The organism is Herbiconiux gentiana (genome assembly GCF_024978135.1).
GTDB classification, from domain to species: domain Bacteria; phylum Actinomycetota; class Actinomycetes; order Actinomycetales; family Microbacteriaceae; genus Herbiconiux; species Herbiconiux gentiana.
Window position 1 is genome coordinate 705,368 of sequence record NZ_JANTEZ010000001.1, and the last position, 13,695, is coordinate 719,062.

The following is a 13,695-nucleotide window of genomic DNA, read 5'->3' on the forward strand; positions in this document are numbered from 1 at the left end:
CTCCCGATCCTACCGGCGGTCTCGGCGACGGATGTCGTCATCGGGCCCCACGCGAGTAGGCCGCGCCGAGCGCCGGCGGCACGACCGAGCTCCGGGCGAACACGATCAGCATCACGATGACGATGAGGAACGGCAGCATCTTGATGATGTCGGCCGGCACCGAGACACCGCTCACCTGCAGCGCCGGGCCGATGGCGACGGCGAGCCCGTAGACGAGCGAGGTGATCATGACGATCAGGATGCGCCCGCGGGACAGCATCGTGATCACGATCGCGATGAATCCGAGGCCGTTGGTGAGCATCGGGCTGAAGGTCGACGTGGTGAGGAGCGCGAGATAGGCGCCGCCCATTCCGGCCAGGGCACCGTTCAGCACCACCGCGATCGAGCGGGTGCGCATCACGCTGCCGCCGGCGGCGTCGAGCGACGAGGGCTTCTGCCCGGCCGAACGGGTCGACAGCCCCCAGTTCGTCCTGGCCATGGCGAACGCGAGACCGAGGGTGATCAGGATGACCACCCAGAAGATGCCCGACTGCGAGAACACCGCCTGGCCGACGACCGGGATCTCCGACAGGCCCGGGATGGGCATCGACGGCTGCGATCCGAGGCTCGCCGGGGACTTCGTGTAGTTCTGCAGGTAGAGCACGCTCGTGATGCCCTCGCCGATCAGCGTGACGGCGAGGCCGATGACGATCTGATTGAGCCCGAGCCAGACGTTGAGCACCAGCATGGCGAGGTTGGCCACGACTCCGCCGACAGCGCCGGCGAGCATCCCGAACCAGAAGTTGCCGGTGGTGAGGGTGGTGACGAACGCGACGTAGGCGCCGATCAGCATGACGCCCTCGAGACCGAGGTTCAGCACGCCGGCCTGCTCGCCGATCGTCTCACCCACGGAGGCGAGCATGAGGGGCAGGGCCTGGGCGATCACCGTGGCGACGAAGACGGTGACGAAGGCGGTGGAGAGCAGGTCGCTCATGCCCTGGTCCTCTCGGTAGCGGCGGGATCGGTGGGGCCGGGGTCGGCCGGATCGGCGGGGTCGACCGGGGCCGCGAGCGGCGCGAAGGCCGAGACACGACCGGGGCGCGAGGGGCGCACGAGGCTCGTGACCGTGCGGCGGAGCCCGGCCGGCAGATAGCTCTGCCCGAGGCGGCGCCGCTCGCCGATGTATTCCGTGATGGTCATGAACAGCAGGATGAGGCCGACGATCACGAGCAGGAAGTCGACGTTCACACCCGCCTGCTGCGCCGCCAGGGTGCCGCCCGTGGCGAGCACCGCGTAGAACGCCACGAACGGCAGCGACGCGATGGGCCGGAAACGCGCGAGGAAGACCAGGGGCATCACGGCGTCGCCGTAGCGCGGATCCCAGTCGGCGCGCTGGTAGCTGAACTGGCCGAGGATGTCGATCGATCCGGCGAAGGCGATCAGGCCGCTCGACAGGGCGAACAGGAGGATGACCATCCAGGTGGAGTTGAGACCGACGTGGCGGGCCGCCTTGGGGCTCGCACCGAAGATGTCGACCCGCAGGCCGAAGGAGGTGCGGCTCAGCACGAACTGCGCCACGACGGCCAGCACGATCGCGATCACGAAGCCGATGTGGATCTCGGTGCCGGGGATGTAGGGCAGCAGCTGGTCGTCGGGGATGACGACGGTCTGCGGCGTCGTGGTCGCCGGGTCCTTGAACACGCCCTTGATGAGGAGGTTCACCACGCCGACCGCGATGAACGACATCACGAGCGAGGTGATGATCTCGTTCGTGCCGTAGCGGGCCTTCAGGATGGCGGGCACGAGCGACCAGACGGCCCCCGCGAGCACCGCGACCACGAAGACGATGAGGGTGGCGAGCGCCGCCGGCATCACGCCGAAGAGCACCGGGCCGAGTCCCGAGGCCACGACCGCGCCGAGCAGGTACTGCCCGTTGTAGCCGAGGTTCCAGAGCTGACCGCGGAAGGCGACGATGAGCCCCACCGCGACGATGACGAGCGGTGCCATCAGCACGAGGCTGCGCTGCCAGTTGTCGCCGGTGACGCCGTACTTCCAGACGCCGGCGAAGAACTCGGTGGGGCTGGCGCCGATGGCCAGCATGATCAGCGCCGAGACGATCAGGGCGAGCAGCACCGGCACGACCGACCGCACGAAGCCCTGCAGGATGCGCTGGGCGGAACTGGTCCGGGTGTCCATCAGTCGGTGCCCTCGATCGCGCCGGTCATGTAGTGCCCCACCTTCTCGGCCGTTCCCGGCCCGTCGTTCGTCACGCCGCCCACGAGGCGGCCCCGGGAGATGACCTCGATGCGGTGCGACAGCTCGATCAGTTCGTCGAGGTCGGTCGACAGCAGCAGCACCGATCCGCCGTCCGCGGCGAAGTCGATGAGCAGCTCGCGCACGAGGTGCACGGTCTTGAGGTCGAGGCCGTAGGTCGGCTTGTTCACGACCACCAGCTTCGCTCCCCCGGTGAGCTCACGGGCGAGCAGGATCTTCTGGATGTTGCCACCCGAGAGCGTTCCGGCGCGGGTCGCCGGCGATGGGGTGCGGATGCCGTACTCCGCGATCAGGCGGTCGGCCTCGATGTCGACGGCCTTCGACTGGATGCGTCCCGACTTCCAGAACGGCGCCTGGCCGATGCGCTTGATCACGAGGTTCAGCGCGACCGACATGGAGCCGACCGTGCCCTCGTGCAGGCGGTCGTCGGTGACGTAGCGCACACCGAGCTGCTGGCGGCTGCGCACGCCGGTGCGGGTGATGTCCTCGCCGTCGAAGACGACGGTGCCGGAAGCGGCGGGGCGCTGACCGGCGACCACCTCGGACAGGGCCTGCTGCCCGTGTCCGTCGATGCCCGCGATGCCGAGGATCTCGCCGGCGCGGACGGTGAGCGTGACATCCTCGGTCTCGACGTCGTGGCCCGGGCCACGGCTGGTCACGCCCGAGAGCTGGAGGCGCACCGGGCGGCTCGAGAGGTCGAGGGCCGCGGTTTCGCGCTGCGCCTCACCCGCTCCGGCCAGGTCGACGGCGTCGGAGCCGGCTGCCGCCAGGTCGTCGCCGAACATGGCGGCGAGGATGGCGTCCTGCGCCTGCTCCTCACTGTAGGAGGCGAGCTCGTCGACGCCGATGTGGCCGACGTTGCGGCCGCCGCGGAGCACGGTGACGCAGTCGCCCATCGCGTAGGCCTCGCGCAGCTTGTGCGTGATCAGCACGACGGCGAGGCCCTGGGCCTTGACCCGGGCGATGCTCTCGCCGAGGTGCTCGATCGCCTGCGGCGTCAGCATCGACGTGGGCTCGTCGAGCACCAGCAGGCGGCTGCCCTTCCACATCGCCTTCGCGATCTCGACCTGCTGCTGCTGGCCGAGCCCGAGGTCGGAGGTGAGGGCGTGCGGGTCGATCTCGACGCCGAGCAGCTCGGCGAGCTCGCCGAGGCGCTGGGTGGCGCGCTTGGTGTCGCGCATCACGCCCGAGTCGCCGAGCATCAGGTTCTCGAGCACCGTGAACGCCGGCACGAGGGTGGAGTGCTGGTGCACGACGCCGATGCCGAGGTCGACGGCGACCTTGGGCGAGCTGATGTCGACCGGCTGCCCGCCGATCGAGACCGTTCCGGAGTCGGGCTGCTGCATGCCGGCGAGGATGCTGATGAGGGTCGACTTGCCGGCCCCGTTCTCACCGAGCAGGCAGTGCACCTGGCCGCTGACGATGTCGAGCGAGATGTCGTCGTTGGCGACGACCCCGGGGAACGCCTTGGTGATGCCCCGGAGGGAGATCACCTCGGAGGTGGTCGTTGTCGTCACTGCTGCTCCTTGGGTATCAGGGGCCGGGAGGCGGACTTCGGGGTGAGAAAGGGGGCCGGTGCCGGAGACTGCACGCTCCGGCACCGGCGGGGCGCCTCGGGTCAGGCGCCCTTCTTGGCCGCGATGACCGCGGCGACCTCGTCGGCCGAGGTGGCGATCGTCGGCGTGATGGAGCCGTCGATGATGCCCTGGGAGGCCTTCTCCACGGCGGCCGTGATCTCCGGCGTCATCGCGTCGGTCTCCTGCAGGTACATGCCGCCGTTCTCGACGTCGACCGGGTAGGTGACGGTGCCGAACGTCCCGGCCTCGACGTCCTTGATCGCGGCGACGTAGGCCGGCTCGTAGTTCCAGCGCACCGAGGTGAGCAGCTTGCTCGCGTCGCTGAGGCCGGGGGTGACGTCACCGATGTCGGCGATGTACTTGACGTTCGACGCGGCGTCGATGGCCTGCAGGTAACCCTGCGTCGCACCGTCGCCCATGCCGAACACGACGTCGGCGCCCGAGGCGATGATCTGCTCGGTGGCGGTCTTGCCGCCGGCGGCGTCGGCGTAGGCCGCCGGGCCGACCGAGGTGTAGAGCACCTGGATGCTCGGGTCGACGCTGTAGACGCCCTCCGCGAAGCCCGACGACATGGCGAACCAGTTCGCGTTGTCGGCCGAGAGCACGAGGCCCACCTTCTTCGAGGTGGTCGACATCGCCGCGGCGATACCGGCGAGGTAGCCGCCCTCCTGGCCCTCGGGCTTGGCCGAGGCGATCTGGTTCGGCACGTTCTGCTCGGAGCCGGCGTCCTGGATCAGGATCGGCACCTTGGTGGCGGCGGCGACGCTGGCCGCACCGACGCCGTAGCCCGAGGCGTGCGCGACGATGAACTGCGCTCCCCCGTCGGCCACCTGCGTGAGCACGGTCTCGATGTTGTCGTAGCCGGCGTCGGGGACGACGGTGACCTCGATGCCGAGCTCCTTGGCGGCCTCATTGGCCGCCTCGATGCCCGCCTGGTTGTAGCCGAAGTCGCTCTCGTTCTCGGGAGCGACCAGGGCGAACTGGGTGACCTCCGTGCCGCCGGCCGCGGCCGTCGAGGTGGAGTCGGAGTCGTCGCCGCCACGGCCGGACGAGCAGGCCGCCAGGCTCACGGCGAGGGCGCCGGTGACGGTCAGGACGGCGAGGCGGGTTGCTGTGCGGTGGCGGCCACCGCGAGTGAAACTGTTCATTGCCGAGATCTTCCTCTCAGGGTGATGGGCCCCTGGTCGTTGTGGTGTCGGTGCGGTGGATCCTCTTACATTGTGCAGGGGTAGCGATACGATATGAGAAGAATCCGTGAATGCCAAGCACGACTTCCAGTTGTTACACGTCCGAAACACGCTCCGTCGACGATGACAGGAGGAGGCTTCACCATGAACCGCAGAGCTCTGCCACTCGTTCTCGCCGTCGCTGCACTGACCCTCACCGCGTGCGCATCCACTCCGACCATCTCGGAGCAGGACGCATCGGCGCTGGCCGATCTCGCCGCGGTCGCGGGCCCGACGTCGAACGTCGATCCCGCCACGATCACGAGCACCGAGTGCTGGCTGCCCTCGGATCACCTGATCGACGACGACAGCGTCAGCAGCACGACCTTCAAGGTGCTCTGCCGAGCGCACTACACCGATGCGAGCGGAGATCGATACCAGGATGCCACCTGCGTGGGCGACCTGGCCGCGCATCCGGCCCTCGACCACTGCTACCGCTGGGCCCCCTACACGGGAGAGCCCGCGTTCGACGACTTCCCCGCCGTACCGGCAGGCTGAGGGCCGTGCACTGAGACCGGGTGTTTCGGGATTGTGAACTCCGGCCCGATTGCTTGACACCGGAGAAATCTCTCTCATAACGTGATCCTCACTTAGCGAGATATGAGAATCACGGAAGCGAGACGTCGATGACCGACCCGAAGGTGTATCTGCTCGACGGAGGGACGCTCGTCATCGACGAGTCGGATGTGCACTGGCACATCAACGCCGGCAACCCCGTGCGCTTCCCCGTGTACAGCGTGCTGATCGAGCATCCCGACGCCCTGATCCTCTACGACACGGGGTTCGACCTCGGCCACGTCAACGCCGTGCTGCCATTCGAGCTGCCGCTGCAGACGCCGGAGCAGACGATCCCGGCCCAGCTGGCGGCCTGCGGCTTCAGCCCCGACGACGTCGACATCGTCGTGAACTCGCACTTCCATTTCGACCACGTCGGCGGCAACAAGCACCTCAGGAAGGCCACCACCCTGGTGCACAAGGAGGAGCTGCGGCACGCGAAGGTGCCGGAGCCGTTCGAGCGTCTGGGCTACTCCGACCTGAGCTTCGACCACGCCGATGTGACCTACAAGCCCATCTCAGGCGACTACGAGATCGTGCCGGGCGTCTGGCTGTTCGAGACCCCGGGCCACACCATCGGCCACTACTCGCTGCTCGTCGAGCTCGAGAACGAGCGCAGCATGCTGTTCTGCGGCGACGCCGCGTACACCCGCACCACCCTCGAGAAGGAGTGGATCGCGGGCTTCCACCTCGACCCCACCAAGTCGGTCGAGGCCATCCGCCGGCTCAACTATCTCGCCCGCACCAAGGACGCCGACATCTACCCCTCGCACGAGCTCGCTCCGTTCGAGACCTGGAAGCTCGCACCCGAGTACTACGGAGGAAACTGACCATGCCCGAGACCACACAGCGCGTTGCCCTCGTCACCGGAGCGGCCCAGGGCATCGGGGCCGCGATCGCCGACGAGCTCGCCGCCGAGGGCCTGAAGGTCGTCGTCGCCGACGTGAACGAGGAGGGCGCCCGCGCGGTCGCCGCCCGCAACGACGGCGTCGCCAAGGTGCTCGACGTCAGCGACCCCGAGCGCGTGGCCGTCGTCATCGACGAGATCGTCGCCGAGTTCGGCCGCATCGATGTGCTCGTCAACAACGCCGCCCTCGTACCTCTTACTCCGTGGGCCGACATCACCTTCGAGGAGTGGCGCCGCGTGATGAGCGTCAACCTCGACGGCATCTACCTCGTCACCCACGCCGTGACCGAGGTGATGGGTCGCGGCGGTTACGGCCGCATCGTGAACATCGCCTCGAACACCTTCGTCGCGGGGACACCCGACTGCGCGCACTACGTCGCCACCAAGGGTGCGTCCATCGGTCTCGTGCGCGCGCTGGCCGGTGAGCTCGGCCGGCTCGGCATCACGATCAACGCGGTGGCGCCCGGCATCATCGCGAGCGAGGGTGTGCTGAACGGTCCGCACCAGGCGGGCTTCGACTACGTCGTGCCGATGCAGGCGTTCGACCGTCGGGGGCTCCCCCAGGACGTCGCGCCCGCCGTGGCCTTCCTCGCCTCGGAGAAGGCCGGCTGGATCACCGGGCAGACCCTCGTGGTCGACGCCGGCCACACGCGCAACTGACGATGGGCACGAGCAGCACCAACACCCGCACCGATGTCCTGATCATCGGCGCGGGGTCGGCGGGCAGCGTCGTCGCGAACCGGCTGAGCGCCGACCCGTCGCGGAGCGTGACCGTGCTCGAGGCCGGCACGCGCGTGACCGATCCCGAGATGCGACGGCCCGAGCTCTGGCCGTTCATCCACGGCCGCTCCTATGACTGGGCGTACCGCACCACCCCGCAGCCCGGTCTCGCCGGCCGTTCGCTCGACTGGGCGCGCGGCCGCGGCCCCGGCGGCTCGAGCCTCGTGCATGCCATGGCGCACATGCGCGGCTGCCGGGCCGACTTCGACCGCTGGGTCGAGGCCACCGGCGACGAGCGGTGGGGGTGGGATGCTCTGCTGCCCTACTTCGACCGCACCGAGTCGGTGCTTCCCGTGCTCCGGCCGGGCCCCGAGCTCTCGAGCCCGCTGGTGCAGGACTACCTCGCCGCGTGGGAGTCGCTGGGAGTGCCGAGCATTCCCGACCACAACCACAACGGCGGCGAGATGCTGGGCGCGACCCCGAACTCGGTGACCATCCGCGACGGCGAGCGGGTGACCGTCTCCGACGTCTACCTCGACCCCGTGCTGGAGCGGCCGAACCTCACCCTCCACACCGGCGTCACGGTGCACCGGCTGCTGATCGACGGCGGCCGGGTGACGGGCGTCACCGTGACGATCGACGGTCGCGACGGGGTGCTGACGGCCGACGAGGTGATCCTCTGCGGCGGCTCGATCGGTGACCCGCTGCTGCTCATGCGCTCGGGCATCGGCGACCCCGCCGTGCTCGAGGCCGCGGGTGTCGAGGTGCTGCTGCCGTCGGAGCAGGTCGGCAAGAACCTGCACGACCACCTCCTGGGGGCCGGCAACGTCTACACCTCGCGCCGCGACGTGCCCCCGACGCGGCTGCAGCTGTCGGAGTCGATGACGTACCAGTCGCGGCTCGGGCTCACCGAGACCGCCGGGCCGATCGACCTCGTGGTCGGCTGTGTCGTCGGGCCGAGCGCGTCCGAGGCGCTGGCAGCCGAGGCCGCCGACGCCGTCCCGGGGCACGCGTACACGCTGCTGTTCGGGGTGACCAACCCCACCAGCCGAGGATCGCTCCGGATCTCGGGGCCCGACCTCGACGACGAGCCGGTGATCGACCCGAACTACCTCGACACCGAGCACGACCGGGAGCTGTTCCGCCTGGCGCTCGAGCGCGCGCGCCTCGTGGGCGCCTCGGCGGGCCTGTCGGCCTGGCGCGACCGCGAGGTGCTGCCGGGGCGCTCGCTCGCCGCCGGCGACGACGCCGCGGCCGACGCGTTCATCGCTCGGGCGGCCATCACGCACCACCACCCCGTGGGCACCCTGCGCATGGGTGACGGCGACGAGGCCCCGGTCACGCCGGAACTGCGCGTGCGGGGCCTCGACAACCTGTTCGTGGTGGACGCCGCGGTGATCCCCTCGATCACCGCGGGCCCGGTGCACGCCTCCGTGCTCGCGATCGCGGAGGCGTTCAGCGCGCGTTACACGGCGCTGTAGAGCCGGTTCGCTACTCGGTGCTGAAGGTGCCGACGTAGCGGGCCGTCTCGATCACCGAGTCGGCGTACTTCTGCAGGAACTCCTCGCGCGAGGGGTCGCCCTCGACGGGCGTCTTCAGCGCGTAGAGGTGGAAGAAGTAGTGGTGGTCGCCGTGACCGGCCGGCGGCTGCGGGCCGTAGTACTGCGTGGCGCCCGCGCCGTTCGGGGCGACGTGCACCCCGGGGGCCGAGAGGTCGAGCGTTCCGTCGATGGGCGGGATGCCGTAGGCGACCCAGTGGGTGAAGCCGTTGGGCAGCGGCGCGTCGGGGTCGTTCAGGATGAGCGCGAACTCGACGGTGCCCTCGGGAGCGCCCGAGACCTCGATGGTCGGGGTGTCGTTGCCGCCGTCGGCGCTGTAGTTCGCCGGGATGCGGCCGCCGTTCGGGAAGTCGGGGCTCGAGACGGCGAGCTTGTCGATTAAGAGGGCCATGGGTGGTTCCTTTCGGTGGGTGGTGCGGGTGTCAGACCCCGAGGGCGAGCGCGATCTCTGCGGCCACCAGCTCGGGATGCTCTTCGGGGATGTAGTGGTCGGCCTCGGCCACGACGACGAAACGGTCGTCGGGCCGCTCGGTCATGGCGCTCGCCCAGGAGGGCTCGCTGACGATCCTGCTCGCCTCGCCGCGGAGGTGCACCATCGGCACGGCGACTTCACGGAACTCGTCGAGGTACGGGGTGCGGAAGCCCTCGATCAGCTGCCGCATGGCGGCCGGGTCGGCGCGGGGCACCCAGCTGTCGGCGGCATCCTGCCGGTAGCCCCAGCGGGCGCGGCGCTCGACGGCGCCGGGCAGGATGGCCGGGTAGCGCTCGCGCAGATACTGCTCGATGGCGGCCCGGTCGGGGAACGAGCGGAAGCCGGCGGCGACCCGCACGTCGAGCTCGTCGAGCACCTCCGGTTCGACGAAGGGGGTGTAGTCGACGACCACCGCGCCCGTGACCCGGCCCGGCTGACGGGCGGCCGCGAGCCAAGCGTTGCGCCCGCCGAGCGAGTGCCCGGCGACGAGCGCCCGCTCGAGGCCGAGGGCGTCGAGCACGGTGACGACGTCGGAGACGAAGTCGTCGCCGGTGTAGCCGCTGGCGGGTTTGTCGCTCCGGCCGTGTCCGCGCTGGTCGAGCGCGATCACGGTGGCCCGGGAGGCGAGGGCGTCGCCCACCGGCTCCCAGACCGCGTGGTTGGCGGAGGTGCCGTGCAGCAGCACCACCGCCGGGCCCGAGCCGCGCATCCGGAACGCCAGGTCGACGCCGGCGCCGCGGGTGCGCAGGAGCCCGTCGCCGATCTCGACGACGGGCACGCTGCGGGACATCAGACGTTCGGGATGGTCGACAGGGTCTTCCGCGCCGCGATGAGACCGGTGATGATCTCCTTGCGCTTGGCGTCGACGTCGCCCTCGCCGTACTCGTACATGCCGGCGCCCGACTTGAAGCCGAGCTCGCCCGCGGCGATCTTGTCCTTGATGAACTGAGGGGTGTCGGTGGAGTTGTCGAGGTCCTTGTTCAGGTAGCTCGAGACGGCCTGGTAGATGTCGAGGCCGGCCATGTCGAGCAGACGGGTCGGGCCGACGACGGAGAGCTTGTAGCCGATCCCCCACTTCACGGCGGCGTCGAGGCCCTCGGGGGTGACGATGCCCTCCTCGAGCAGCGCCATGCACTCGCGCAGGATCGCGTAGAGCACGCGGTTCTCGACGAAGCCGGGGATCTCCTTCTCGATCACGGGCACGTAGTTGAAGGCCTTGACGATCTCGGCGAGCTTGTCGACCAGGGTGGGGTCGGTGGCCTCGCCCGGGATGATCTCGATCATCGGGATGAGGTGCGGCGGGTTCGACCAGTGCATGCCGATCAGGCGGCCGGGCACGGTGAGGCTCTTCGCCATGGTGCTGATCGGGATGCCCGAGGTGTTCGTCGCGATGATGACGTCGTCACCCACCCGCGCCTCGAGGTCGGCGAAGACCTTCTGCTTGAGCTCGAGCTTCTCGGGCACGGCCTCGATGATCAGCTCGGTGCCGGCGAGGGCGGCGTCGAGGTCGGTGCCGAAGGTGACGGATCCGCCGGGGGCCGACGGGGAGTCGACGGCCTCGAGCACGCCCTGCACGACGCCGTAGGCGGCCTCGGCGCGGGCGATCGCGTCCTCGGAGATGTCGTAGAGGCGCACGGTGCTGCCGGCGCGGGCCAGGGTGGCGGCGATGCCGGGGCCCATGGTTCCCGAGCCGATGACGGTGGCGACGGTGGGGAGACTGCTCATCGTGGTGCTCACTTTCGCGGGGTGGAGTGGTGTGGGGTGGTCGGAGGTGGGGGTGGGGCGTCGGGCGTCGGGTGCGGGCCGTCGGCCCGCGGGTCAGATGCCCGGCGGCAGGGCGATCGGCGAGATGCCGATGCCGAACGCCGACTCGACGCGGTCGAGGCGGCGGTTGAAGAAGGTCCAGAAGTTGTGCTGGGCCTTCGCCGGGTAGATGCGGTCGAACTTCTCCTTGGTCTCCTCGGCGTCGGGCTCGATCGGGGCGAAGCCCGAGGCCTTGAGGTCGACCTGGAAGCGCGCGGCCTTCTCGAGGAAGATGCCGGTGAGGGTCACCTCGGCCACGGTCGAGCCGACGAAGGCGACACCGTGATTGGCGAGGAGGATCGCCTGCGCGTCGCCGAGCGCCTTCGCCGCCGCGACGCCGAGCGGCACCGTGGTGATGATGTGGCTCGTCTCGGTGAAGCGCGGCACACCCTCGTAGGCGAACCAGACGCCGTGGTTGTTGTACGGCTTCAGCGGCTCCTCCGAGGCGCCGAGCACCGTGGAGTAGTGGGCGTGCGAGTGACCGACGAAGTTCACGTCGGGGCGCGCCTTCATGATCTCGGCATGCAGCGGCCACTCGAGGTGACGGAGGCCCGAGCCCTCGAGCACGTTCCCGTCGAAGTCGATCAGGATGAAGTCGTCGCCCTCGACCTCGCTGAGGGCGAGGTTGCCGCGCTTGAGCCAGAGGCCCCGGCCGAACGGGTCGCGGAACGACAGGTGCCCCATCGACATGTCGCCGTGCCCCTCGAGTTCGAGGATGCGGTGGGCCCGCGCGACGTCGGCGAGGATGCTCGCGATGGACTGGTCTTCGTAGTACTGGGTGTGCGAGTAGCTCATGGATGCTCCTTCGAGACGGGTCGGGTGGGGCGGGTCGTGCCGGTCGGGACGTTCGGTTACTTCGAGGCGAGCACGTCGGCGACGGTCATGCCGCCGACCCGGGCGTTGACCCGGCCACCGGTGGCCACCGCCGCGATGATGACGATCTCGTCGGGCCGCGGTGCATCCGGAAGCGTCAGCGTGATCGCGTCGTAGTGCGACCGAACGTAGACCTCGTCCTTGTACGCCAGCGGGATGTCGATCGGAGCGCCGGTGGGCGCGACCTTCGTGGCCGAGGAGATCCAGGCCTCGCCGCCGCCGACCGCGTCGCGGAGGGCGTTGCCGAAGACGGTGGTCACGCAGGCCACGATGTGCTCCTGCTCGCCGTTCACGCCGACCATCCCGCCCTTGCCGTAGCTCTCGACGGGGCGCCCGCCGAGCAGGGCGGCCGCTCGGCGGCCGAGCTCCGTGCCGAGGCTCGCGCTGGCGTCGGTGAGGGGCGAGAGGTCGTCGACCCAGCGGCCCGTGAACGGGTTCTCGAACACGACGGCGACTGCGGCCTTCACCAGCGGCTGCTCGGGCGCGGGGCCGAGCTCGTGCACGGTCTCCTGCACGAACGAGTGCCAGGCCCTGACCTTGTAGATGGAGTCGATGCTCATGCTGCGTGTACCTCGTGTCGCTTGGGGTCGGTCGGGTTGTAGAGGGCGGTCTCGACGCTCTCGCCGGTGAACTGGTTGCCGTTCGCCATCTCGCGGGTATCGGCGTACCACTGCGAGCGGTCCTGGGCGCGGTCGGTGTAGGGGCGCTCGAGGCGCTCCCACTCCTGCAGCGCTCCGGGCAGCTCGTCGTCCGCGGCCTCGGTGGCCGCGACGGCGAGCGTCCAGGCGTTCTGCATCGCGGTTCCGGCGCCCTGGGCGAGGGCCGGGCACATGGCGTGCGCCGAGTCGCCGATCAGAGCGACGCGTCCCTCGGTCCACCGGTCGAGACGGGTGGTCTGGTAGCCGTAGTAGCGGCCCTGCACTCCCGCCGCCTCCTCGAGCACGGGGGCGAGCTGCGGGAAGATCGACGTCCACAGCTCGAGGTCGATCGGCACGCGCGAGCCGTCGGCGTCGGCCGAGGGCGACATCAGCGCGATGTACAGCTCCTCGTCGTTGGCCGGCGTGTAGAGCACGCGCAGCACGCGGGGGTCGAGGTTCCAGAAGTCGATCACGTTGTCCCACTCGGTGTCGGGCTCGAGCGCCTGCAGCTCGGCCTTCTTGCGGGGCACGAGGAAGCGGGTGATGCCGTCGCGCGAGCGCTCGCGCTTCAGCGGGATCTTCAGCGAGTCGCGCACCGCCGAGCCCACGCCGTCGGCGCCGATCACCAGGTCGGCCTGGGCGGTCTCGCCGTTCGCGAAGGTCACCGTACCCTCGGGGGTCGCACCGGTCACCGCGGAGTCGGCCACGATCTCGACACCCGACTCCCGCGCCGCGGTGAGCAGCGTCTGGTGCAGGTGCGGCCGCGTCATCGTGCGCCAGCGGATGCCCTCCAGGGTCTCCTGCGACTGGATGACGTTGTTCATGCGGGTCTCGTACGCCGGCGGGGTCATCGACCGCGCGTCGAGGTCGGGCGTGGCGCCGATGGCGTCGAGCACCTGGAGGCTGTTGTTCCAGAGCACGATGCCCGCTCCCTCGGCGCGGAGCTCCGAGGCGCGCTCGTGGAGCCGGACGCTCCATCCGCGCTGGGCGAGTGCGGTGGCCGCGGTCAGTCCCGCGAACCCTCCGCCCGAGATCTCGGCGTGACGGCGGCTGTCGGTCATGTCTGTCCTGTCTGTCTGGTCGTGGTGTGCGTGTCTGTTCGCGTCGCGCGC

At 69.8% G+C, this 13,695-nt stretch carries 14 protein-coding genes; 4 read left to right on the forward strand and 10 right to left on the reverse strand.

Features of this window, described 5'->3' with window-relative positions; translation table 11 throughout:
* Positions 1-37: 37 nt before the first annotated feature.
* From NVV95_RS03230 to NVV95_RS03245, 4 genes are all read right to left on the reverse strand, one after another.
* Positions 38-973 carry an ABC transporter permease gene (locus tag NVV95_RS03230; protein WP_259485092.1) on the reverse strand — a complete coding sequence of 312 codons (936 nt, stop codon included), beginning with the start codon at positions 971-973 and terminating at the stop codon, positions 38-40.
* Positions 970-2,175 carry a putative B6 ABC transporter permease subunit 2 gene (locus tag NVV95_RS03235; RefSeq protein ID WP_259485093.1) on the reverse strand — a complete coding sequence of 402 codons (1,206 nt, stop codon included), beginning with the start codon at positions 2,173-2,175 and terminating at the stop codon, positions 970-972. Before NVV95_RS03235 ends, NVV95_RS03230 begins: the two co-directional genes overlap by 4 nt.
* Positions 2,175-3,770, reverse strand: a complete 1,596-nt coding sequence (locus tag NVV95_RS03240) for a putative B6 ABC transporter ATP-binding protein (RefSeq protein WP_259485094.1) — start codon at positions 3,768-3,770, stop codon at positions 2,175-2,177. Before NVV95_RS03240 ends, NVV95_RS03235 begins: the two co-directional genes overlap by 1 nt.
* Positions 3,771-3,871: 101 nt before the next feature.
* Positions 3,872-4,978, reverse strand: a complete 1,107-nt coding sequence (locus tag NVV95_RS03245) for a putative B6 ABC transporter substrate-binding protein (RefSeq protein WP_259485095.1) — start codon at positions 4,976-4,978, stop codon at positions 3,872-3,874.
* 183 nt (positions 4,979-5,161) lie between these two features.
* Here NVV95_RS03245 and NVV95_RS03250 point away from each other — a divergent pair, with 183 nt between their 5' ends.
* The 4 genes from NVV95_RS03250 to NVV95_RS03265 all read left to right on the forward strand — a co-directional run bounded on the left by NVV95_RS03250 (position 5,162) and on the right by NVV95_RS03265 (position 8,719).
* On the forward strand, positions 5,162-5,554 hold the full coding sequence (locus NVV95_RS03250) for a hypothetical protein (RefSeq protein ID WP_259485096.1): 393 nt from the start codon (positions 5,162-5,164) through the stop codon (positions 5,552-5,554).
* Positions 5,555-5,682: 128 nt separating this feature from the next.
* On the forward strand, positions 5,683-6,441 hold the full coding sequence (pldA, locus tag NVV95_RS03255; protein WP_259485097.1) for a 4-pyridoxolactonase: 759 nt from the start codon (positions 5,683-5,685) through the stop codon (positions 6,439-6,441).
* A gap of 2 nt (positions 6,442-6,443) precedes the next feature.
* Positions 6,444-7,178 (forward strand): pyridoxal 4-dehydrogenase, SDR-type, encoded by a 735-nt coding sequence (pldH, locus tag NVV95_RS03260; protein WP_259485098.1) that lies wholly within the window; start codon positions 6,444-6,446, stop codon positions 7,176-7,178.
* 2 nt (positions 7,179-7,180) lie between these two features.
* Positions 7,181-8,719 (forward strand): GMC family oxidoreductase, encoded by a 1,539-nt coding sequence (locus NVV95_RS03265; protein WP_259485099.1) that lies wholly within the window; start codon positions 7,181-7,183, stop codon positions 8,717-8,719.
* Positions 8,720-8,729: 10 nt separating this feature from the next.
* Here the strand turns inward: NVV95_RS03265 and NVV95_RS03270 are convergent, their stop codons facing one another.
* The 6 genes from NVV95_RS03270 to NVV95_RS03295 all read right to left on the reverse strand — a co-directional run bounded on the left by NVV95_RS03270 (position 8,730) and on the right by NVV95_RS03295 (position 13,644).
* On the reverse strand, positions 8,730-9,188 hold the full coding sequence (locus NVV95_RS03270) for a YbhB/YbcL family Raf kinase inhibitor-like protein (RefSeq protein WP_259485100.1): 459 nt from the start codon (positions 9,186-9,188) through the stop codon (positions 8,730-8,732).
* A gap of 31 nt (positions 9,189-9,219) precedes the next feature.
* Positions 9,220-10,059, reverse strand: coding sequence for an alpha/beta fold hydrolase (locus NVV95_RS03275; protein ID WP_259485101.1), 840 nt, complete (start codon positions 10,057-10,059; stop codon positions 9,220-9,222).
* On the reverse strand, positions 10,059-10,994 hold the full coding sequence (locus NVV95_RS03280; protein ID WP_259485102.1) for a 3-hydroxyacyl-CoA dehydrogenase NAD-binding domain-containing protein: 936 nt from the start codon (positions 10,992-10,994) through the stop codon (positions 10,059-10,061). The genes NVV95_RS03275 and NVV95_RS03280 overlap by 1 nt, the downstream gene beginning before the upstream one ends.
* Before the next feature lie 93 nt (positions 10,995-11,087).
* Entirely contained in the window at positions 11,088-11,867 is a 780-nt protein-coding gene (locus NVV95_RS03285; RefSeq protein ID WP_259485103.1) for a class II aldolase/adducin family protein, read from the reverse strand.
* Between the two features lie 56 nt (positions 11,868-11,923).
* Positions 11,924-12,505: an amino acid synthesis family protein gene (locus NVV95_RS03290; RefSeq protein WP_259485104.1), complete on the reverse strand. Its 582-nt coding sequence runs from the start codon at positions 12,503-12,505 to the stop codon at positions 11,924-11,926.
* Positions 12,502-13,644: an FAD-dependent oxidoreductase gene (locus NVV95_RS03295; RefSeq protein ID WP_259485105.1), complete on the reverse strand. Its 1,143-nt coding sequence runs from the start codon at positions 13,642-13,644 to the stop codon at positions 12,502-12,504. The genes NVV95_RS03290 and NVV95_RS03295 overlap by 4 nt, the downstream gene beginning before the upstream one ends.
* Between the last annotated feature and the right edge of the window lie 51 nt (positions 13,645-13,695).